General features: G+C 47.6%; 22 protein-coding genes. 5 read left to right on the top strand and 17 right to left on the bottom strand.

Features of this window, described 5'->3' with window-relative positions:
* Positions 1–23 precede the first annotated feature (23 nt).
* Entirely contained in the window at positions 24–914 is an 891-nt protein-coding gene (locus tag W04_RS14045; protein ID WP_053911262.1) for a DMT family transporter, read from the top strand.
* On the opposite strand, the gene W04_RS14040 is transcribed toward W04_RS14045, so the two are convergent.
* The 7 genes from W04_RS14040 to W04_RS14010 all read right to left on the bottom strand — a co-directional run bounded on the left by W04_RS14040 (position 883) and on the right by W04_RS14010 (position 7,811).
* Positions 883–1,566 (bottom strand): M15 family metallopeptidase, encoded by a 684-nt coding sequence (locus W04_RS14040; RefSeq protein WP_053911261.1) that lies wholly within the window; start codon positions 1,564–1,566, stop codon positions 883–885. The genes W04_RS14045 and W04_RS14040 overlap by 32 nt on opposite strands.
* Complete coding sequence (gene dapE, locus W04_RS14035) at positions 1,563–2,690, bottom strand: succinyl-diaminopimelate desuccinylase (RefSeq protein WP_053911260.1); 1,128 nt, start codon at positions 2,688–2,690, stop codon at positions 1,563–1,565. Before dapE ends, W04_RS14040 begins: the two co-directional genes overlap by 4 nt.
* A gap of 2 nt (positions 2,691–2,692) precedes the next feature.
* Positions 2,693–3,046 (bottom strand): ArsC family reductase, encoded by a 354-nt coding sequence (locus tag W04_RS14030; protein ID WP_053911259.1) that lies wholly within the window; start codon positions 3,044–3,046, stop codon positions 2,693–2,695.
* A gap of 5 nt (positions 3,047–3,051) precedes the next feature.
* A complete protein-coding gene (locus tag W04_RS14025) occupies positions 3,052–3,546 on the bottom strand; it encodes a PTS glucose transporter subunit IIA (protein WP_053911258.1) in 495 nt (164 codons plus the stop codon).
* Positions 3,543–3,926, bottom strand: coding sequence for an ACT domain-containing protein (locus tag W04_RS14020; protein WP_022943642.1), 384 nt, complete (start codon positions 3,924–3,926; stop codon positions 3,543–3,545). Before W04_RS14020 ends, W04_RS14025 begins: the two co-directional genes overlap by 4 nt.
* 517 nt (positions 3,927–4,443) lie before the next feature.
* Complete coding sequence (gene pta / locus W04_RS14015; protein WP_053911257.1) at positions 4,444–6,609, bottom strand: phosphate acetyltransferase; 2,166 nt, start codon at positions 6,607–6,609, stop codon at positions 4,444–4,446.
* Entirely contained in the window at positions 6,609–7,811 is a 1,203-nt protein-coding gene (locus tag W04_RS14010; RefSeq protein ID WP_053911256.1) for an acetate kinase, read from the bottom strand. The genes pta and W04_RS14010 overlap by 1 nt, the downstream gene beginning before the upstream one ends.
* 177 nt (positions 7,812–7,988) lie before the next feature.
* On the opposite strand from W04_RS14010, the gene yfbV reads away from it, so the two are divergent.
* Positions 7,989–8,435 carry a terminus macrodomain insulation protein YfbV gene (gene yfbV, locus W04_RS14005; protein WP_053911255.1) on the top strand — a complete coding sequence of 149 codons (447 nt, stop codon included), beginning with the start codon at positions 7,989–7,991 and terminating at the stop codon, positions 8,433–8,435.
* On the opposite strand, the gene rlmA is transcribed toward yfbV, so the two are convergent.
* The 3 genes from rlmA to xthA are packed head-to-tail and all read right to left on the bottom strand — an operon-like array spanning position 8,420 to position 10,661.
* Positions 8,420–9,229 (bottom strand): 23S rRNA (guanine(745)-N(1))-methyltransferase, encoded by an 810-nt coding sequence (gene rlmA, locus W04_RS14000; protein WP_053911254.1) that lies wholly within the window; start codon positions 9,227–9,229, stop codon positions 8,420–8,422. The genes yfbV and rlmA overlap by 16 nt on opposite strands.
* The gene (locus W04_RS13995; protein WP_053911285.1) at positions 9,226–9,849 is read right to left on the bottom strand and encodes an energy-coupling factor ABC transporter permease; all 624 of its coding nucleotides are present in this window, start codon (positions 9,847–9,849) and stop codon (positions 9,226–9,228) included. The genes rlmA and W04_RS13995 overlap by 4 nt, the downstream gene beginning before the upstream one ends.
* Positions 9,850–9,857: 8 nt before the next feature.
* Positions 9,858–10,661 (bottom strand): exodeoxyribonuclease III, encoded by an 804-nt coding sequence (gene xthA, locus W04_RS13990; protein WP_045978660.1) that lies wholly within the window; start codon positions 10,659–10,661, stop codon positions 9,858–9,860.
* A 316-nt stretch (positions 10,662–10,977) separates the two neighbouring features.
* On the opposite strand from xthA, the gene W04_RS13985 reads away from it, so the two are divergent.
* The gene (locus tag W04_RS13985; RefSeq protein WP_053911253.1) at positions 10,978–11,415 is read left to right on the top strand and encodes a hypothetical protein; all 438 of its coding nucleotides are present in this window, start codon (positions 10,978–10,980) and stop codon (positions 11,413–11,415) included.
* Positions 11,416–11,530: 115 nt separating this feature from the next.
* Here the strand turns inward: W04_RS13985 and glsA are convergent, their stop codons facing one another.
* From glsA to W04_RS13965, 4 genes are all read right to left on the bottom strand, one after another.
* Positions 11,531–12,538: a glutaminase A gene (gene glsA, locus W04_RS13980; RefSeq protein ID WP_053911252.1), complete on the bottom strand. Its 1,008-nt coding sequence runs from the start codon at positions 12,536–12,538 to the stop codon at positions 11,531–11,533.
* 141 nt (positions 12,539–12,679) lie between these two features.
* Positions 12,680–13,933 (bottom strand): DcaP family trimeric outer membrane transporter, encoded by a 1,254-nt coding sequence (locus tag W04_RS13975; protein WP_053911251.1) that lies wholly within the window; start codon positions 13,931–13,933, stop codon positions 12,680–12,682.
* A 143-nt stretch (positions 13,934–14,076) separates the two neighbouring features.
* The gene (locus tag W04_RS13970; RefSeq protein ID WP_053911250.1) at positions 14,077–15,168 is read right to left on the bottom strand and encodes a YdiY family protein; all 1,092 of its coding nucleotides are present in this window, start codon (positions 15,166–15,168) and stop codon (positions 14,077–14,079) included.
* 89 nt (positions 15,169–15,257) lie between these two features.
* Positions 15,258–16,553 (bottom strand): anti-phage deoxyguanosine triphosphatase, encoded by a 1,296-nt coding sequence (locus W04_RS13965; RefSeq protein ID WP_053911249.1) that lies wholly within the window; start codon positions 16,551–16,553, stop codon positions 15,258–15,260.
* Between the two features lie 161 nt (positions 16,554–16,714).
* On the opposite strand from W04_RS13965, the gene W04_RS13960 reads away from it, so the two are divergent.
* Both W04_RS13960 and W04_RS13955 read left to right on the top strand, forming a co-directional pair.
* Positions 16,715–17,530 carry a glucosaminidase domain-containing protein gene (locus tag W04_RS13960; protein ID WP_045978664.1) on the top strand — a complete coding sequence of 272 codons (816 nt, stop codon included), beginning with the start codon at positions 16,715–16,717 and terminating at the stop codon, positions 17,528–17,530.
* Positions 17,523–18,173: a DUF2987 domain-containing protein gene (locus W04_RS13955; protein WP_053911248.1), complete on the top strand. Its 651-nt coding sequence runs from the start codon at positions 17,523–17,525 to the stop codon at positions 18,171–18,173. The genes W04_RS13960 and W04_RS13955 overlap by 8 nt, the downstream gene beginning before the upstream one ends.
* Before the next feature lie 42 nt (positions 18,174–18,215).
* On the opposite strand, the gene ttcA is transcribed toward W04_RS13955, so the two are convergent.
* From ttcA to W04_RS13940, 3 genes are all read right to left on the bottom strand, one after another.
* Positions 18,216–19,127, bottom strand: coding sequence for a tRNA 2-thiocytidine(32) synthetase TtcA (gene ttcA, locus W04_RS13950; RefSeq protein WP_053911247.1), 912 nt, complete (start codon positions 19,125–19,127; stop codon positions 18,216–18,218).
* 121 nt (positions 19,128–19,248) lie between these two features.
* The gene (gene uspE / locus W04_RS13945; RefSeq protein ID WP_045978667.1) at positions 19,249–20,172 is read right to left on the bottom strand and encodes a universal stress protein UspE; all 924 of its coding nucleotides are present in this window, start codon (positions 20,170–20,172) and stop codon (positions 19,249–19,251) included.
* 103 nt (positions 20,173–20,275) lie between these two features.
* Complete coding sequence (locus W04_RS13940; protein ID WP_022943658.1) at positions 20,276–21,031, bottom strand: FNR family transcription factor; 756 nt, start codon at positions 21,029–21,031, stop codon at positions 20,276–20,278.
* Positions 21,032–21,060: the final 29 nt, after the last annotated feature.

Raw genomic sequence — 21,060 nt, 5'->3', positions numbered from 1 at the left:
ATTAAGCACACATGGAAACCACTATGCCTTCACTCTCTCGGTATGCTCCTTGGTTGTATGCGCTGCTGAGCATGCTCGCATTTGCTGCTAATTCCTTACTCAATCGTGAGGCCTTGGCCATGGTGCATATTGATCCGTTGAGCTTTGCCGCCATTCGCACCGTTAGCGGCGCTTTAATGTTAACACTCCTGGTGATGTGCTCTACGGGTCGGCAAGGCCAAAAAAAATCGGTGCGGGCAACAGGGGGCAGTTGGCTCGGGGCAATAAGCTTAACCGTTTACATGTTTGCTTTTTCGATTGCATACATTAGCTTAGATGCTGGCCTAGGCGCCTTGCTACTGTTCAGTGCGGTGCAGTTTTGCATGATCTCTTGGGCCCTGTTACACAAAGAGCGCTTCAGCGTTTTGCAATGGGTGATGCTACTGGTGGCGATGACAGCCTTTTTCATTTTGCTGAGCCCACAGGGCACGGATGTGCATCTAGGGTATAGCGGAATTATGATAGTCGCCGGTGTCGCGTGGGGCAGCTACAGTATACTCGGGCAAGGCCGCAAAGACGCGACCTTGGCAAGTGCAGATAATTTTCAACGTGCGGCAATGCTTTCACTGCTAATTATGGTTGGAGTATTGGTATCTCAACAAACATTATTTGCTCACCCCAAAGGGCTTGTGCTTGCTTTCGTCTCGGGCGCTATAACGTCAGCGCTTGGGTATGCCTTATGGTATCGGGTTATCCAGCGCATTAAAGCCAGTCAAGCGGCGGTGATGCAACTCAGCGTACCGCCGCTGGCGATGTTAGGTGGGGCTGTCTTGCTCGGTGAGCGCATTGATGGCACTGCCATGGTCAGTGCCGCCGTATTAGTGGCTGCAATTGGCGTGTTTATTATCGCGCGGCAAAAACAGGGCCAACATTAGTAACAAACTGCGTACACAGGGTATCGAGGTGCGCCATGATTGTCTCATTGCCAGCCACGTCACTGTCGCGCAGGGCATCGGCGATGGTGCTCGGATTTTGCCATGGCAGCAAGATACTGGCGCTGGTTATATGGCTAATGTGCCACGGCTCCGGCGCCACACCTCCGCGATAACAATCATACGGTCGGTAAAAGCCGTACTCGGCCATGTGCTCATCCAACCATTGAGATAACTGTGCAAAAGGCCCTGTGGGTGCATATTCTTGCTGCGTTAATGCCAGCGCATAGTCGTCGCTGACAGCGCCACTGTCCCAGACATCAAAGTCAGTACCAAAATGATGCCGACTGGCACCGGGGAGAGCTGAAAATAACATAATAGCTTGGCATCGTTGCAAAGTATTGAGGTGCGACAACTCAACTACCTGCTCATTGATATCTAATACACTGCGGTGGCCATTAAATTTTGCATTCCAAATAGCAGCTTGGCGTGAGAACGAACGAAACGCCGAGGCTACGCGTAAATCAATACCGTCCTTTGCAGCCCCGCGCTGCAACCGCTTCAAATCGTTTAGCGCCTCATGGTGGACAGATTGCTGTTGATAACTGACTAAGTGCTCGTCACTTCGCCCTGTGGCGCACATCGCTAGATTCATGTGAGTAAACGTTCCAAAATTCCCTCATAAATGAGCGCAAGGTTGTCTAAATCAGCACAACTGACGCATTCGTTCACTTGGTGAATAGTTGCATTACGCGGCCCAAGCTCGACGACTTTTGCCCCTGTGGGGGCGATAAAGCGGCCATCAGAGGTACCGCCGCTGGTTTGTAACTCGGCTTGATAACCCAATTGGCTATGAATTGCTTGTTGGACAGCGTCAATCAGCTCACCCGGCTCAGTGATAAAGGGTTCACCATTGTGCACCCAACTGAGCTCATAGGGGAGCTGGTGTTGTTGTAACAATTGCACAACGCGTTGCTGCAGTTGTGGTGCCGTTACTTCGGTGCTGTAGCGAAAGTTAAATTGCACCTCTAAATCCCCTGGAATTACATTTCCGGCTCCGGTTCCTGCATTTATATTGGAGATTTGCATGCTGGTGGCAGGAAAGTATGCGTTTCCCTCATCCCACCTTTCAGCGCACAAAGCCTCTAGAAAACCAGTGGCGCGATGGACGGGGTTATCGGCTAAATGGGGGTAAGCTACGTGTCCTTGTTTACCTTTGACGGTTAAAAACGCAGTTAATGAGCCACGGCGGCCGTTTTTAACAACATCAGCTAATTTATTTGTGGATGAAGGCTCGCCGACAATGCACATGTCTATGTGCTCATTACGTGCTTGCAGTGTATCGATAACTCGAGTGGTGCCATTAATAAAGGGTCCTTCCTCATCAGAGGTGATAAGAAATGAGATTGAACCTTTATGATTAGGGTGTTTTTTTACGAAACGCTCGGTTGCTACCACCATCGCTGCCAATGACCCTTTCATATCAGCGGCACCGCGCCCGTGTAAGTAACCATCGTGCTCTGTAGCGGCAAAGGGTGGGAATTGCCATTGGCTCTCATCGCCGGTAGGTACCACATCGGTGTGCCCAGCAAAGCAGACATTGGGGGGCTGATTATTACGTCGTGACCAGGTGTTTAGGGTATCAACAAAGAACATCGGCTCATTGTTAAAGCCCACCTTGGCTAAACGTTCACTGATCACATGCTGGCAACCGGCGTCATCAGGGGTCACTGAGCGCCGGCGCATTAGCTCTTTAGCTAGGTTGATGACATCACTCATAATTAGCTCTTAGCGAACATATTGTCGTAATCGGCCGCTTTATAGCCAATTAATGCCTGATCGTCAGTGCGTAAAATAGGGCGCTTGATTAACGCCGGGTGTTCAACCATTAATGCCAAGGCGCTGTCTTTATCAAGCTGCTGTTTTTGTTCATCACTGAGTTGGCGATAGGTGGTGCCTCGTTTATTGACCATGGTTTGCCAGCCAAACAGGGCTTCGAGTTGAGCCACCAGGTTACTGTCGAGACCGTGTTTGCGATAATCATGAAATGAATAATCGACGCCCAAGTTGTCTAAGTGCTTTTTCGCTTTTTTTATGGTGTCGCAATTACTAATGCCGTAAAGAATGATGCTCATGAAATCTACTTCTTGTGATAAATGAATAACAAAGGCTCAGCGCAATGTGCCTGCTTGTGGCTAAATAATATCTCTGCGCTAAAACGTGTATGGGTCACTATCATAGCGACCCGAGGTGCCGATTTAAACTGGCGTAGGTCAAAGTAAGCGAGTTGCATCCCTTTGCGTACAGGGGGGCTATTAAGCGCCGATAGTTTTGCCTTGTTCGTTAGCGTGGGCTCATCGCTGTGTAAATGCACTAATATATGCACGCCGTTATTGCTTTTAAAGCGCCATTGTTTGGCACCCATATCAACGCTGAGTAGTTGACCATCGCAAGGGGCTACCAACTTATGTGAATGCATATCGATGCACACCCCAGCGCCAAGTAACCCATGTGCCATAAGTGCACTGGGCAGGCAACTTAAAGGGTGCACCTGGCCGCTCACAGGAGCACACAGTGTTAGGGTGGGTGAAGGGGGTAACTCAGCTGGCAAGCAAAATTGACTAACTTGGCTCATGAACGAACGGTGTAACCTTCTTTTTTAAGTGTCGACATAGCATTTTTTGCCTGTACGCGTTTAACCAAAATATAGTCTGTATCAAAGGTAGATACAGCAAAAATGGAAATGTTCGCTTGTGCCAACACGCCAGAAATATTAGACAATATACCTGTAAGCGAAAAGCCAAGGGGACCCAGTACTTCAAAGGCCACCCAGCCCGGTTCTTGCTCTAAACTATCAAGCTCAATATCACTGTTGCATACAACGGAAAGTTCTTCGGCTGTTTTGGCAACGAAATAAAACTCGCTTTGGGTAATGGCTTTGGGGATCTCGCTGGTGCTCTCAAAGCTATGAATCGTAAAGTCGTTCGCAAGCAATTGTAGCGTTTGTTTAGCCATAACGATCCCCTTTGAGGTTAAAGTTAACTTATACCGAAAATAACTCGACGGGTCTAGGGACTTTGCTTTTTGCTTAGGGTCTGTTGATCTTTGCTGTTCTATTTTTGTTCTGTTTGAGCGTGCGTTTATCGCGGCGCTCGATGTGTGGCCTAGTAATCTAAGCGAATATCGAGCAACAATGAGAAAAGTGCGCTCAAAAGAACCGTTCGGCAGCGCTTGATTGGCTTTTCTACTGTGTTATCGGCTGGCTCACATAGAATAACTATGCCACGCAGCCTCTGCCTTGTATAAAACCCAATCAAGCTGCTGCAAAAACGAACTTGAAAGGTCAACAGACCCTAGTCAGATTATAAGCAAATCCAACATAAATGGGTATTAAGAGTGGAGTCGAGCAGTACGGACCATAGTGACAAAATAAGTTGCTAACAAAAGCTGTGGATAAGTTTGGGGGGTAGCGTGGTTAATAGTCTGTAACGTTATGAAAAGGCAGTACTTATTTGTACTGCCTGATTATTGTTCAGGCGTCGCTCAGTTGCTCAGCCGCTTGTTGTGCTTGAATTGCGGTCAGTGCGATGGTGTAGACGATGTCATCCACTAAGGCACCACGGCTTAAGTCATTCACCGGTTTACGCATGCCTTGAAGCATCGGGCCAATACTCACTAACTCGGCGCTTCGCTGTACAGCTTTATAGGTGGTATTGCCGGTATTCAAGTCAGGAAATATAAACACCGTTGCCTGTCCGGCTACCGGGCTATTTGGGGCCTTTTTGCGCGCTACATTTTCCATGATGGCGGCATCATATTGCAGTGGCCCATCAATGATAAGGTCGGGACGTTTTTGTTGCGCTAATTCAGTGGCAGTCCGTACTTTTTCGACGTCGGCGCCCGCGCCCGAACTACCTGTGCTGTAGCTTATCATCGCCACCCTAGGTTCAATGCCAAAAGCGGCCGCTGAATCTGCCGACTGGATAGCAATATCTGCCAATTGCTCCGCCGTTGGGTCTGGGTTAATAGCACAATCGCCATAAACCAGTACTTGATCTGGCAGCAACATGAAAAACACCGATGATACCAGTGATGAGCCTGGCGCAGTTTTGATCAACTGCAGCGGTGGGCGAATGGTGTTGGCTGTGGTATTGACAGCCCCAGACACTAGCCCATCGACTTCGCCTTCGGCTAATATCATGGTCCCCAGCACAACGTTATCTTGCAGCAATTCCTCGGCGACAACATGGGTAAGCCCCTTGTTCTTACGCAGCTCAACCATAGGTGCAACGTAGTCAGCGCGGATGCTGTCAGGGTCAACAAGTTGAACATAGTCATTGAGCTCCACGCCCTGTTGCTCAGCGATACGCGCTATCTCTTGAGGGTCGCCCAATAGCACAGTCCGGGCAATGCCGCGCTCACCACAAATAGCCGCAGCCTTGATGGTGCGTGGCTCTTCGCCCTCCGGAAGGACTACGGTTTTGTTGGCTCTACGAGCTTTATCGGTAAGCAAGTAACGGAATGCTGGCGGCGAGAGTTTACGCGTTTTCTGCGAACTTTGCGCCAAGCTATCGAGCCACTGACTATCGATATAGGTGGCTTGGTGCGCCTTAACTTTATCAACGCGCTGTTCATCATCGCAGGGCACTTCAAGGTTAAAGTTATGCAGCAATAATGACGTGCGCCAAGTATCATGCTCGGTAGCCAGAATAGGCAGGCCAGTTTGTTCCATAGCCTGTTGGCACAGCGCCATAATACGGGGCTCAGGTTCAATATCACCGGTGAGCAAAATGGCTCCTATCTTGGTGCCGTTCATCGCCGATAAGCAACCTGCAACTAACACATCTGAACGGTCCCCCGGTGTAACCAGTAACACCCCGGGGGAGATATGGTTAAGTAAGTTAGACACGGTGCGCGCACAAAAGGTTACGCGACGTAAGCGCCGATGCAATAAATCGCCTTGATGAATCACTTTAGCATCAAGATACTGGGCTAAATCGATGGCTCTTGGAGCGACCAGCTCGAAATCCCATGGGATGCTACCGAGCAAGCGAAAGGGTTGGCGACGAAATAGAGGCATCGAGGCTAAACGATGCAGCTCATTTTCTAGTTGCTCCGGGTTGAATTGCTCAACCAAGTCGGCCCGTGCTCGGCCTTGCTCATCAAGAGGCGCGTTCACTTTGTTAAAGATACAACCGAGCACACGCGGGTGACTGATGCCACCGTAATTGCCAGCGGCTATCTCAATTTTGTCTTCTAATTCCTCTAAAGAGTCATTACTGGGGGTCACGACAAACACAATATCAGCGCCAAGAGTCTGGGCTATTTCTCGGTTCACACGCCCCGCATAAGGTTGGTTTCTGGTTGGTACCATGCCCTCAATGATGGCAATTTCATCATCATGAATTGCACTTTCAAAACGCTCAACGATCTCTTCAAGCAAGGTATTTCCTTTGCCATCGCCAATCATATTTTCAGCGTAGGTCAAAGAAAATGGCTCCGGTGGATTGATGCTAGAGCCGATTTTCACGATCGCAGTTGATTTCTCAGGTCCACACTCGCCACGACGGGGTTGGGCGATGGGCTTGAAGAAGTTTACTTTGATGGCTTTTTGTTCCAAGGCCCTCACTAAGCCCACGGATACAGAGGTAAGGCCGACACCGGTGGAAACGGGAATGAGCATAATACGACGAGACATTATGACACTCCTTTTGCTAGGCGAGCGGCATCTTGGCAAATCATCCACTCCTCATTGGTGGGGATCACCACCGCCTGAGCACGGCTGGTTGCCGTGGTAATAACGCCTAGGTTGCCAAAGCGGGCCGCAAGGTTACTCTCTGGATCAACATGGATATCTAAAAAGGCTAAATGGGTGAGCACTTTAGCGCGAATAATGTCTGAATTTTCGCCAATGCCACCGGTAAAGATAAGTGCATCGAGTCCAGCAAGCGGTACTAAATAGGCAGCAATCTGCTTAGCCAATCGGTAACAGAAAATATCCAGGGCCAGGGTAGCCTTGGCATTGCCAGCTACATGCGCCTCTTCTATGGTGCGACAGTCATTGGATAATTCGCTGATCCCCAACAAGCCACTTTGCTTGTTGAGTATGTCGCTGACCTCTGCACTGGCATAACCTAGTTGGTTAGTCAGAAAGTCAAAGAGCCCCGGGTCGATATCACCACTGCGCGTACCCATCACTACGCCCTCTAAAGGGGTGAGCCCCATGCTGGTGTCAACACTGCGGCCATTTTTTATCGCACACACCGAGCAGCCATTGCCGAGGTGGGCACTAATGATGCGGCTGTTATCTGTATCTAATCCAAGCTCTTCAATCGCCATTAAACTCACATACGCATGACTGGTACCATGAAAGCCGTAACGCCGCACACCATGGCGCTCATATAGTGAGTAAGGCAAGGCATACAAATAAGCATGCTTAGGCATCGTTTGATGGAAGGCGGTATCAAATACGGCAACCTGAACGAGCTCAGGAAATGCCGCCTGTGCAGCACGAATGCCCGTTAGGTTTGCTGGGTTATGCAATGGCGCCAATTGTGCAGTTTGAGTAATGGCATCAATAATATGGGGAGTGATAATCTGCGAGCCGGTGAATTGTTCGCCGCCATGCACCACACGATGACCTACGGCGATTAAATGTTGGCTCAAAGAGAAATTACCAATAAGCGTGACCAGGGTATCGATCGCTGTTTGGTGATCGGCGCCCTTAGGTAGGGCGTTAGTATGCTTGTCGCCAGCAAATTTATACTTTAAGGTGGCGTCGTCACTGTGCAGACGCTCTGCTAATCCAGTGAGTAGTTCATCGCCAGAGTTGGCATCCATAACAGCGAACTTCAAACTTGAGCTGCCACAATTGAGTACGAGGACGTGTTGTACAGACATTAAATAGACCTGTGGTTGAATGTAGGAACGTGAACCCATCAATGAACTTAGTCGGGCACCAAAAGATTAGCTATAATCCTTAGGTGAACCTAGAGCAAAACTAGACTAAGGTATAATTGATAGGTGATATATATTTTACCTTAATTTCAGACATAGCGTTAGTTGTTAGAGGCGCAAATGCAAAAAAGTCTTATTTCGCAAATACAGCAAGGTCACCAGTACACTAAAGTGTGGCCGCTACGGCGTGAGCTAGCGCCGCTGTTTATAGAAAACAGGGTGGTGAATGCCACGGCCTTCGCTATCAAAATCATGCCTGCGGTGGCACTGACAAGTTTAGTGATTCAGCTTCAGGTGTTGGGGCAACAGTTTTTGGGGCCCGCTCTTGCATGCGCCTTACTGATCTTGTCTTTACCGGTGCAAGGTTTATTATGGCTCGGAAAACGTGCTGAGACACCGCTGCCACCAAGTATGGCACTGTGGTATCGTGAACTTCACGAGAAGATGGCGGCACAAGGATATCAAGGAGCACCAGCAAAAACTAAACCTTGCTATATAGAGTTGGCTAAGTTGCTCCGTGATATGTTTGAAAAAATGGACAAAGCCTTTCGTCAGGATATTTTTTGATACACCGTAATGAAAAACTCGGCGTCGATAGTCACCTCATCGGCGCTTGCCAAATCTGCCATTTGAATTTCACTGAACTTCCATGCAAAGGGTGTCATCAGGGCTAAATCTCTGGCATCTTCTCCAGGTAATGAAATTTGCTGTTGTAACAACTGTTGCCGTTGCCGATTGAATCCGGGCGGTGTGTCAGGAGCAGTGTGCTCGCGCACCTGTTGATATATGAGCGCTTTTAACTGCGCTAAGTGTCTTGGCCCTGGCGAAACAACAATAAGGTGGCCGTTGTCCTGCAACAAGCGTGCACTTTCATCGGCGAAAATAGGAGCAAATACGCTGCTCACCACACTGGCGCAGCCACTGGCCATGGGCATTTGTTTGGTTGACGCCACAGCAAACTGACAACCAGGGTAGCGCTTGGCTCCATAACGCACGGCAGGTTTTGCAATGTCAATGCCATGAACAAGCTCTGGGTCTTGGAATTGTTCTGCCATCGCTGCGCTATAGTAGCCTTCACCGCAGCCCATATCGACAACATAACCTGTTCCCGAGTAACACGCCGAGACTTCTTGTGCCAGCGCATCGCGCATAAATTGGTAGTGGCCCGCATTTAAAAATCGTCTTCGCGCCTGCACCATGTCCTGATTATCTCCAGGTTGTTTGGATTTTTTAAACTGTACCGGGAGCAAGTTGACGTATCCCTCTTTGGCATAATCAAATTGATGGCCCTTGGCGCACACCAATGCTTGGTTTTGACGTTGCAGCGGTTGCTGGCAAAGAGGACAACAGTAAGCACTCATTGAGAGAGGTATTCCTTATCATAAAAGGTGCGCACCCAGTGTGGCCGATAGATCACCATCAACGTCATGGCCATGCCATTTAGCATCGCTTCGGGAAACCAGATCAGGGCGCTTAAAAATAGGTAGTTTTCAGTGAGCGTTACCCAGTCATAACTACCGATAAACCAAAAATAGCCGGCACCGACAAAAATTTTCAGGCAATTAGCCAATGCTGCACACAAAAAGCTACAAACAAAAATATAGATGAACAGATGCCGGGGAAGGGCGTGATACACCACAATAAATAATAAATAGCTAAAATAAATAGGGATCAGCGCCGTCAGTATGATGAAGGTTGCTGCACTTTCAATACTGACCACGGAAAAGGCCAGCAACAAGGCCGTTGCTAATACACTGGCCAGTGTCGCTAGGCGCCAGCCTAAGATCAGAGTGACCGCAGTGACGCCAAGAATATGGATATCTGGGCCCGGGAATATACCTGCCTTGATACGCCAAAGTAGTGCCAGTACTAAGGCGCAGGCAAATAGGCCTTTTTGCCGAGCAGGATGCGCTATCAACCCGGTTAAACTGGCTTTATCGATGCTCAGGGCAAGGATAATTGCAAGTATGATATAGCTCATGGCTGCGTTTAAAAAGTGCTCCAAATTGGGGCGTGATCAGAAGGCTTTTCAATGCCTCTTAACTCATAATCAATGCCGCTGTCACTCAGGGTGCTCGCCAATGCCTTGGTCGCCAAAATTACATCAATTCGCAGTCCTCGGTTATCATCGAAGCCTTTCGAACGATAGTCAAACCAAGAAAATTGGTCGTCCGTATCTGGGTGGCATTGGCGATAGGTATCGACCAAGCCCCAGGCCAGCAGTGTATCCAGCCACTCGCGTTCTTGTGGTTGAAATGAGCATTTTCCGGTTTTTAGCCAACGCTTTTTATTCGCTTCACCAATACCGATGTCTAGGTCGGTTGGGGAAATATTGATATCCCCCATAACGGCTAATTTACTGTCAGCGTGGTAATGGCTATCCAATTCAGTCATCAAATCAGCATAAAACTGTCGTTTATAAGGGAACTTGGTTTCATGATTGATGTTATCGCCTTGCGGGAAGTAGCCATTTAGCACCGTAACATCATCACCATGGCTATCTTCCACAGTAACGGCAATCATACGTTTTTGATGATCATCGGTATCGGTAGAGAAGCCTTTTTTCACCTGCTTAGCGGGGTTTTTGGTGAGCATTGCCACGCCGTAATGACCTTTCTGCCCGTGAAAATACACGTGGTAGCCCATGGCTTCAACATCAGCGACAGGGAATAAGTCGTCATGCACTTTAATCTCCTGAAGGCCAACGACATCAGGATTGTGTTTTTCCAATAGCGCCTGCAGTTGGTGTAACCTTGCGCGAATGCCATTGATATTAAATGAGATAAGTTTCATGTCCGGAGATCCTTTTGCACTAAATAACAGCGTTGTTGGCAGTATATCAAGCCCGTCGACAAGTAAAAATGGCTAGGCTTTTGTTTCGATTAAAAATGCAGTCTTACTGAACGAGTCGACATTTTTAAGATGATCGAATTGTGAGCAAAAAGTACAGCTATTAAGCATTTGTTACATGATAAACGTGATTACGTATATGAATTGTTAATTCTTTAAAATATTTTTAATTGCATAGCTAATGCAGTTGACATCGTAGTTTGTGGATATAAAATCCAGTTCAAATTTTGATCACCCGTTCATTTTTGTGGAGTCTTACATGACCAAACTTACTGCCCTTGTTATCCCTTGTTTATTCGCTACTTCAGCTTTTGCCAGCACAGAGCGTGTTTATTTTGCTAAAAACGACAGTATTGAGTCTCAGGTTTGCGTAGCAGCTGCGAACCAAGGTTTAGCGGCAGCAAAAGAGCTAGGTGCAAAACATGGCATTCGTGTAAGCCGAGTGTCTTCTAGTTTGTACTGCAACGGTCAAGATATTCGTGATATCGCTAAAAATGTGACGGTTGAAAACCAAAACAGCGACACTGCAGTGAGCCTTTACGCAAAAAATAATCAGCGAGAAACACAACTATGTTTAGAAGCTGCACAAAAAGGTTTAAGCACACTAAGCCTACAGAACAAGCGTCTATCTAACCTTCGTTGCAATGGCCAGCCGGTTAAAGAATTTGTTAAGCGTTACCGCAATGCTGCAATCTAATGAGTGATTGAGCTCGCTCAGTCATTTTTCCACAAGTTGGATATCAAAACGCACCTTGAAAAAGGTGCGTTTTTCGTTGCATCGTTGATGACTAAGTCAATGCGGATAGGGGCAATTAATCAAGATGACTAAATACATTGGCGTTGGCCTTATCGGCGATATAATCTATCGCTCGTTGAGCGCGCACACTGTTGCCAGCCTCATCAAGTTTTGGTGAAAAGGCAGCAATAGCAAACTTGCCTGGCATCACCGCGATAATGCCACCACCGACACCACTTTTGGCCGGTAAGCCTACTTGAAACGCCCAGTCGCCACTGGTTTCATAAAGCCCTGCGGTAGCCATCACCGCCAGCACACGTTGAACATTTTCTGCTGTCATGAGCGCTTCGCCAGTGACTGGGTGCGTGCCACCATTCGCGAGTACGGAAGCCATCATTGCGAGATCTTTGGTCGTCACTCCTACTGAGCATTGACGTGTATAGATATCTAAATTCATATCCACATCACCGTAGAAGCGGTCATAAGACTTAAGCAGTTCAGCGATAGCGAGGTTGTGGCCATTGGTTGCCGACTCTGATTGATATACCTCGTTCATCACTGCCAGCTCTCGGCCAGCAAATTGATCATACCAAGTAGCAATCGACTGCCATTTTTGCTGCGTCTTATCACCTTCTAGCAGACTCACTGTGGCCATGGCCCCGGCATTGACCAGTGGATTGACTGAACGGTCTTGGTTCAGCTCGATAGCAGCAACAGAATTAAATGGTAACCCTGTGGCGTTGACACCGATTTTATCGACTATTGCTGCGCTGCCTTGCTGCTCCATGGCTAAGGCGAGCGTAAATACCTTCGAAATGGACTGAATTGAAAATGTGGCGTCAATGTTCCCTTGAGTGAATACTTGACCATCAGCAGTGACGATAGCAATGGCAAATAAACTGGAGTCCACTTTGGCCAGAGCCGGGATATAATCGGCATTGGCTCCAGCATTGGTATCTTTGTATAAAGCATGAGCAGTATTGAGCACTTGCTCGACCTTCTGTGGGTCATAAGGGCGAGCCAAGCAGGCGGTACTGCACAAAATAATGAATGATAAAAAGGCTGAACTTATCCACGTTTTCATTGTTTCACTGTCCTATTAAGGGTGTTGAGCACACACCCGGGCCGATAAAAAGGCCATAACATCAGGGCGGCGATTTAAGCACGCGCCTTATGAACCAAAGATTAAATGCTTGCTAAGCGATAACGCTAGTAAATCACCGCTTCAATACTTAAAGCCAAATGAGGTTTGCAGGCGCAGGTTATCAGCCTGCTCACCGGCAAAATTCTCTACTTCCCCGTATTGTAGCTCCACGCCTAAACGGGACATCATAGTTGGGTTCCAAATAAGGTTAATAGTGCTGTAGAGACTGTTATTAAATGCTCTAGCGTGTTGCGTAGCAAGGTTGTCAACGTCGACGTAGCTTACCCCTAGGCTAGATGTAAAGCGCTCACTCCATTGCTTATCGAGATACACAAACCCGCCACTGATACCAATTGCTTGTAAATCGCCGTTGCTGTTTAAGCCTGCATCGCTGCCCCCGGTGATAGCGCTGTATATACTGCAACACGGGTCATTGATATAGCGGGCGATGCCTTCGCCAGTTGCAAATTGGAATTTCAATAAATGAGTTTTATCAAGGGCATAATTGCCAGTGACATTGATACCCCATCCAGTTACCGAGTCTTCTTGGGTCGATGTTTCAAAGCCTAAGCTACGTAGTAATAGGGCGGCTTTTATGTAGCCATCTGTGAAACGCTGCTGATAACTGAGCGTAGCGTCTGGCCAATCGTTCTGCTCATTGAAAGAAAGGGTCGCGTGGTCGATATCTCGAGGAAATGCCAAGTCGGCGTCAGAGCGCTCCATGGTCACCATCCATGTTGCCCCCGATGCGCTTTGTTCAGTGCGATAGCGGATTTGTGGTTGACGGGTAAACACCATGGCAGTGGGACCCCAATAATCAATGATGTTGGGAAATGAATTGATGTCCATAAACCCGGAAAAGGTTTGTCCTGCTCCCCAATTCCCAAGCTCACCCCACAGGTGAGTCAGGTGAAAATCGGCATTACCTTGGTCATCAAACATATCGAATTCAAAGCGCGTGGTCATATCACCATAGTGGGTGGGCGTATGGCTGCGAAACGACAGCTTAGATTGGCCAGCGCTCAACAGCGTGTTGTCGTTGGTGGTGTTGTCATCATAAGCAATAGAAGAGGTTTGAAAGCCGGCACGATTCGTCATTTCGCCGTGATTATAGATAGCATCAAGCCAAATTTGTCCACCTAGTTGCAACGTCGTCGTTGAGTCGCTTAAGCGAATACTTTTGGCGGGGGCGGCAAAACGGTGACTCGGTCGGGTGGTGTCATTAAAAAGCACTTGCTGCGCCTCTATCGCTGAGACCTTGGCATTATTGGCTACTACTTGGGTGCGTTTTTGTTCGCGCTCCAATGCAGCGATTTTTTTATCTTTAGCAGCCAACTGCTTTTCTAGCTCGCTGAGGCGCTGTTCAAGCGCACTGAGACGCTATTCTATACTTTGTGCATGACTATTGGCGCTATAGCACAGCACAGACAAGAGCGCTGCGGTGACAACATTTAATGGCAGAAATTTCATTGGCTCTCCTAAAGTTCAACACCCAAAGAAACAATCATCTTGTAGTCATCCTGCTTGGGAATACTGCCATCGGCATTAGCCACAGGGGAGGCAAGATGATCCCACACCAATGATAAGTCCAAATCTATGTCGTTAGTTATATCAATAGAAGCGCCAGCAAGAGCATGTTGAGCATTACCACCTGAGGCGTTCTCGGCAAAGGTGAAGCGATAGTCAAACTTTAAATCTACATTGGTGCGCCATTCGTAATCCAAATTTGACTCAAAATAAAAAGAGGTGGAGGAATTACTGGTATCTTGCCCCGCAGCAACATCACTAAACTCGGTTCGTTGATAGGCTGGCCCGGCACCGATATCCCACTCCAATTTATCTGTGTCTATTAAGTAGTAGCCAAAACCAGCACCCAGGGTGTATTTGTTATCGATATTTTGGAAAGGGTCGCGGTAATACTCAAAAAATACCGGGCGAAAGTACAGTGAGCTGGTATAAAACCAATCAAAGGTGCCATTCGCTCGGAGATTGTTTTCAGTCACCTTATCGTCGTTTGCTGTGCGATCTGCCAGCGCGGTAATGAGTAACCGGTTACTGGCCGTCCGACGTTTTATATCAACACTGGCCGAGAGCTCGGTTTGTTCGGTATTCCCTCTGCTTAAATTCGCGCCTACGCCGACCTTGATAGACCAAGCGCTCAGCTCGTCTTTGGCACTAGGAGCAATAGAAACTAAGTCTTGATAGCGATATTGCGAAGGACTGTTTCCCACAACCACATAGCCTCCGGATATATTCAGCGACCCTTGTTGCACTGTGCCGTCATTAAAGCGCACGCTGTGAGAGCGCCCAGATATGACCATATAAATATCTTCTTGATCAATGATCAGGGTATCGAGAATATCGCTTTCAAATTCGACCTTTTTGTCATAGAGCGATTTCAGCTCTCCTTTAAGCCACTCTCCGGAATTTAGGCGTAACCAGTCGTATTTATCGGCTTGTTTGATAACGACCTGACGCTCCTCAAGTAAGGTATCAGGCAACGAACTGGTTGTGTTGGCATTATTGCTAGTACTTATGAGCAACGCCAGTAAGCATAAAGGGTAATGCATTGGTGTCGGTCCTTGAAAACTCAGACGTTTCGTAATTGCCCCATTAGTTTAGACGAACGTAAAGCAATTGCTGTGTTCCTATTATGTAGTTAAACACCGATGGTCGGCGCAAACAACCGTTGATAAGTTTTGTATGCATACTCATCGGTCATGCCACTGAGATAATCGCATAGCACGCGTAAAGGATTATCGCCCTGTTGCTCGGCTTTACGATAACTCAATGCGGTTGTTTCCGGCAGCAAGCGTAGGGGATCACTGGCAAATGCGGCAAATAATTCCATGATTAGTTTTTGTCCTTTAAATTCAATTTGCTGCATATGGGGAGCGCGAATAAGGCGTTTATAAATAAAGCGTTTGAGCGCGTTTAATAAACTCATGTAAGCGCTGGGCAGGGTCACTTGATAGCGCAAAATATCGCACCCAAAGCGGCTGTCTGTTTGCTCAAGTCGGGATTGGGTAATGAACAAGTTAACTAACTCACCAATGATGTCTTTGCGCTGCGCTTCACAGCCAAAGAAAAGCCGTTCAGTGATGCGGCTGTCATCTAGCCAAGGACAATCGATTTGAGCAAGTGCTGGCTCGCCATGAGCCTGCCAATCGTGGACAGTGATTTGCTCGGTGGCAATCGCATCTTCAAGATCATGCACCGCATAAGCAATGTCATCTGCCAACTCCATAATGGCCGCATCGAGTGATTTATAACGGGTTTTGTGGCGATATGCATCATACTGCTCATGGCTGGTAAAGCGTTGGCGTTGTGAGTCATCGAGCGGCGCTAAAATCCAATCAAGCAAATCTTGGTCATCATTGTATAAGCCTTTCGCCGGACGCCAATCGTGCGCTTTTATAAATTGTTGTTTGGCGTTTTGCTCTGGGTGAGTGTGCCAAAGTGTATCAATAAGCGCTGGATACTTTATAAACCCCAGTAAAGTGCGTCGGGTTAGGTTCATACCATAGCCCTGAGTGTAGGGCTCTAACTTCGCGACGATTCGCAAGGTTTGCGCATTGCCCTCGAAGCCTCCGTGTTCGCGCATCATATAATTCAGGGCAATTTCACCGCCATGGCCAAATGGTGGATGACCAATATCATGGGCTAAACACAAGGTTTCAAGTAATGACTCATCAGGAAGACAAGTAATATCTGGATGTTGTCGACTGAGATGACGTAATAGACCGCTGCCAATTTGCGAAACTTCCAAAGAGTGGGTTAAGCGAGTGCGATAAAAGTCATTCAGGCCAATACCCATAATTTGGGTTTTGGCTTGCAGGCGGCGAAACGCTGCGGCATGAATAATACGTGAGCGATCCACTTGCCAAGGTGAGCGATTGTCATTAGGTCGGTGTTTGTGTTCATCGGCGCGCCGTTGTTGCCAGATATGCTGCATGGCTTCCTCAATCTGATCCTTTGCACTGTGCAAAGTGTAAACTATAAATAAAACAAAGTCTTTTCAATCACCCGAGTGTTCAGATTGCGTTTTTAAAACAACCATGTTCGCGATATAATGCCGCGTTTTTTGATCTGGCCTTGGGGGCTCGTGGAGGATTCATGATAAAAAAGCTTGGACTGCTAATAACCGTAATAATCTGTGTGACTGCATTGTTGTACCCGTTCATATGGGGAACCCGTGTCGCAGACACTCAGCCACGTGAGGAGCAGCCCACTGTGGAAAAGCCAACAGTGCCGGAAAAACCTCTGCACAACGTTAAGCTACCTAATTTTGCTGCGATAAAGGATGTAAAACAGAAAAAGGCGGCGTTCTTCGACTTTATTCGCGAGCCTATTGAAAAAGCGAATGCTAAGTTACGCTCACAGCGTGCAGTGTTAGAAATTGCCCTGATGATGACCCAATTTGATGAGCCACTTACTGATGTGCAGATTGATAAAGTCACCGATATTTTCGCTGAATATGGGCTGGGAGATGAACAAATTAGTGAATTATCATTGCGCCAAGCATTGCGCAGGGTGGATGTGATCCCTAAAGAATTAGTCATGATGCAGGCAGCCAATGAGTCGGCATGGGGCACCTCACGTTTTGCCCGCATCGGACTTAACTTTTTTGGGCAATGGTGCTTTAGTCAGGGCTGCGGTATGGTGCCAAAGCGCCGCAATCAAGGGGCAAAACATGAGGTTGCAGTGTATCAGTCAGTGCAAGAGGCGGTGAATGCCTATTTTTACAATATCAACACTAACAGCGCGTATCGTGAATTACGCGATATTCGCGCCGACTTACGTCAAGCACAACAGCCAATCGATGCCAAGGCGCTGACGTATGGGTTGATGTCTTACTCTGAGCGCGGTGAAGCCTATATTGAAGAGCTGCAAGCGATGATTGACCATAACAGGACTTACTTCGATGAATAAATGCCTTTTTATTGCCACACTAATGTGTTCAATGGCTGTGAATGCGCAGCTAACAGATGAGCCCGTGGTAATGTCTTACGATGGCTTTTACGACCGTATGGAGGTTGTCAACGAAGGCAATTTCCAACACGCTAAAGTCGGCTTTTACTTAAAAACCTATGAAAATGCAGAAAATTGCGTTCTAAAGGAAGGTAAAATCGTGACCGAGCGCGAACGCTTTCCTTTAACTTATGATGATAACGGGCAACTGTTCTTGCCCTTTGACAAGCAACTAGATACCCACAAAGCTATGGTCATCGCCACGCCACAATCAGGGCAGTGCCAGTTGAGTATGCAAATTGAAGCACCAGGACCGTTTACACGATTAACCTATGCGCAAGCTTATACCATCGAGCAAGAGTTTGATGATTTAATTGGCGACTTATCTGGCTTTTTTGTGGGTACGCTGATGCCGTTTTTGTTACCTGAACATAAAGGTGTGCAACTACACTTTGCTGATACGCTGCCGGCGAAGGTGCCAGACAGCTGGCAGTGCCAAGGCTTGCAATGTAAGGTGCCGATTGAGCAGCAGTGGCAAGACAATAACAAAACCTTAGTAGAAGGCACGCAGATTCATCGAATTACGCCTTGGATAGCGCAGTAGAGAAAGGAATAAGGCCGCTTGAAAAGCGGCCTTATTATACTCTTACAGCTCAATGGCTTGAATTTTTACACCACTGTCAGAGTGTTCTTCTTCGGGCACAGTTGGTGTGTCGAACTGGGCTTTATCCAACGCAATATCACCGCCATCTATTACTTCACCGGTTTGCAGCTGTGCAAAGTTAAACATCGAAGTATCAGCCATATGTGAGGGCACCACGTTTTGCATGGCGGTAAAGATGCTTTCAATACGCCCAGGTGATTCTTTATGCCACTGTTGCAGCATCGCCTTGATGTTCTGTCTTTGTAAGTTTTCTTGCGAGCCACACAAGTTGCAAGGAATGATTGGAAACTCTTTTTGTTGTGCGTATGCACTGATATCAGCTTCTTTACAATAGGCCAGTGGGCGGATCACCATGTGCTGGCCGTCATCGCTCATTAGCTTGGCTGGCATGCCTTTCATTTTTCCGCCATAGAACATATTTAAAAACAAGGTTTCAATCATGTCATCACGGTGGTGGCCGAGAGCAATTTTAGTTGCTCCGAGCTCTTTAGCGGTGCGATATAAGATACCACGGCGTAAGCGCGAGCACAGCGAGCAGGTGGTTTTACCCTCAGGCACTTTATCTTTAACAATTGAGTACGTGTCTTCTTCAACAATTTTGTACTCAATACCTAAACCGTCCAAGTATTCGGGCAGCACATGCTCAGGAAAGCCGGGTTGTTTTTGGTCTAAATTCACCGCAAACAGCTCAAAGCGCACCGGCGCTGAGCGTTGTAGATTTTGTAAAATATCGAGCAGGGTGTAGCTGTCTTTACCGCCGGATAAGCACACCATGATGCGGTCGCCTTCTTCAATCATATTGAAGTCAGCAATGGCTTGACCTGTATGGCGGCGTAGCCGCTTTTGCAGTTTATTGAAGTTATATTGCGCTTTGGCTTGTGCTGAATGCGACACCTAGACACCCTTGTTACGGCTCATTTTAAAGGCGCGTATTATAGGCATACAGTTCAGCGGCATCAAGAAAAAGGCGGCATTAGCGCCGCCCAAATGACAGATAGTGTGTAATGGTTGCAGGTTAGTCCTCAAGCGGGGAGTGATAGCCATCGGGTTTCAGTGCCAGGACATCACAATCGAGACTATCGATAACATGCTCTGCGGTGTTGCCGACAAGAGCTGCACTGAGACCGGTGCGGCCCACAGTGCCCATCACCACAAGTTCACTGTCGAGCTTTTTCGCAATCCGAGGGATCACATCCTCCGGTAAACCTTCCTCCACATGTTGATGGTGTGTGGCGATACCATGTTGAGCACCTAATTCTCGCGTTGAATTGAGATGGTGCTCTTTTACCGTTTCATTGTACTGTGAGGGATTAAACTCTGGGATCTCAATGGCAATATTCACCGGTGTTGCCGGGTAAGCATTAACTAAATGCAGGTCGCCCTGAGCAAGTTGAGCGATAAATTTAGCGTCTTGAACAATGCGTTGATTAAGCGCTTGGTGTTGCTCATCATCACTGGAAGCATTAACCGCAGCCACCACTGCACCGCCAACTGGCCAGTTATGGTCTTTCACTAGCAGTAAAGGAGCCGGGCATTTACGGATCAAGTGCCAATCGGTAGGCGTAAAGATCACCGACTTTAGCGTGTCATGTTGGTGTGTGCCTTTGACGACTAGATCATAATCATGGCCGAGCACTTCGCGAATAATGGCTTCGAAAGGGCGGTTATGCCACACCACTTTGGTGTCAAATTGCACATCTTGGTATTGGTGAGTGAGGGTTTTCAACCACTGCTCTTTTTCACTGAGCACCGCTTTGCGCATGGCTTCGCGCTCTTCGGCACTGAGCATTGTGGTCATTTCATAAGAAAAATCATAGATGGACAGGAACGCGGTGATTTGCGCACCGCTTTTTCGCGCCAGTTCGATAGACCGAGACAAACTCTGTTGCTGCTCCACGGTGGGATCAACCACAGCTAAAATACGTTTAATTTTATCCATTGTGCGCCTCCTGCATTACCAAGCGAATTGTAATATACACCATTTCAGTGTAACGCAATTAACGCAATTGAAAAGGGGGCGCGGTCTGTGAGTTTGAGTTAGATCAATCGCTTGGCAAACTTATCGCAGCCGTGTGGGCCAGGGTTTCATGATCTTCAATGGTGATGAACTTACCGTCCACACGGATGAATCCCCCTTTTTGGAAGCGGCTTAATAAGCGGCTGATGGTCTCAACTGTGAGGCCTAAGTAATTACCGATTTCACCGCGCGTCATAGTGAGACGAAACTCTCTGGCTGAGAACCCACGCTCGCTGAAGCGGCGTGATAAGGTGAACAAGAAAGAGGCCAGGCGCTGCTCAGCCGTTTTTTTGTTTAGCAGCAATAACATTTCTTGGTCGTAGTTAATTTCGTTGCTCATTAAGCGCATGATCTGCTGGCGCAGCTTCGGTAACTTCCCTGCTAATTCGTCGAGCGTAGCGAAGGGAATCTCGCACACCATAGATGTTTCTAAGGCTTGGGCGAAGCTTTGATGTTTCATGGTTTGAATACCATCAAAACCAACTAAGTCGCCCGCTAAGTGGAATCCGGTGATTTGTTCCTCACCTTGCTCTGATAGAGTAAAGGACTTAAACGAGCCACTGCGCACGGCAAAAATGGACTTCAGTTCGTCCCCAGATTCAAACAGGAAATCCCCCTTGTGCAGCGGTTTTTTGCGCTCAATGATATCGTCGAGACGATCCATTTCATCGCCATTGAGGCTATACGGCAGACACAGTTGGGAAATAGAGCAGTTTGTGCAACTAATGGCACAGTTTGACTTACCTGCGTATTTACCTGAAAGGGTTGGTTTTACGTCCATTTTACTATCCAAGGTGAACTGAATGTTTG

The sequence above is a fragment of the Pseudoalteromonas sp. SW0106-04 genome (assembly GCF_001293805.1).
Classification (GTDB): Bacteria; Pseudomonadota; Gammaproteobacteria; order Enterobacterales; family Alteromonadaceae; genus Pseudoalteromonas; species Pseudoalteromonas ruthenica.
This window is presented reverse-complemented; position numbering and strand designations above follow the sequence as displayed.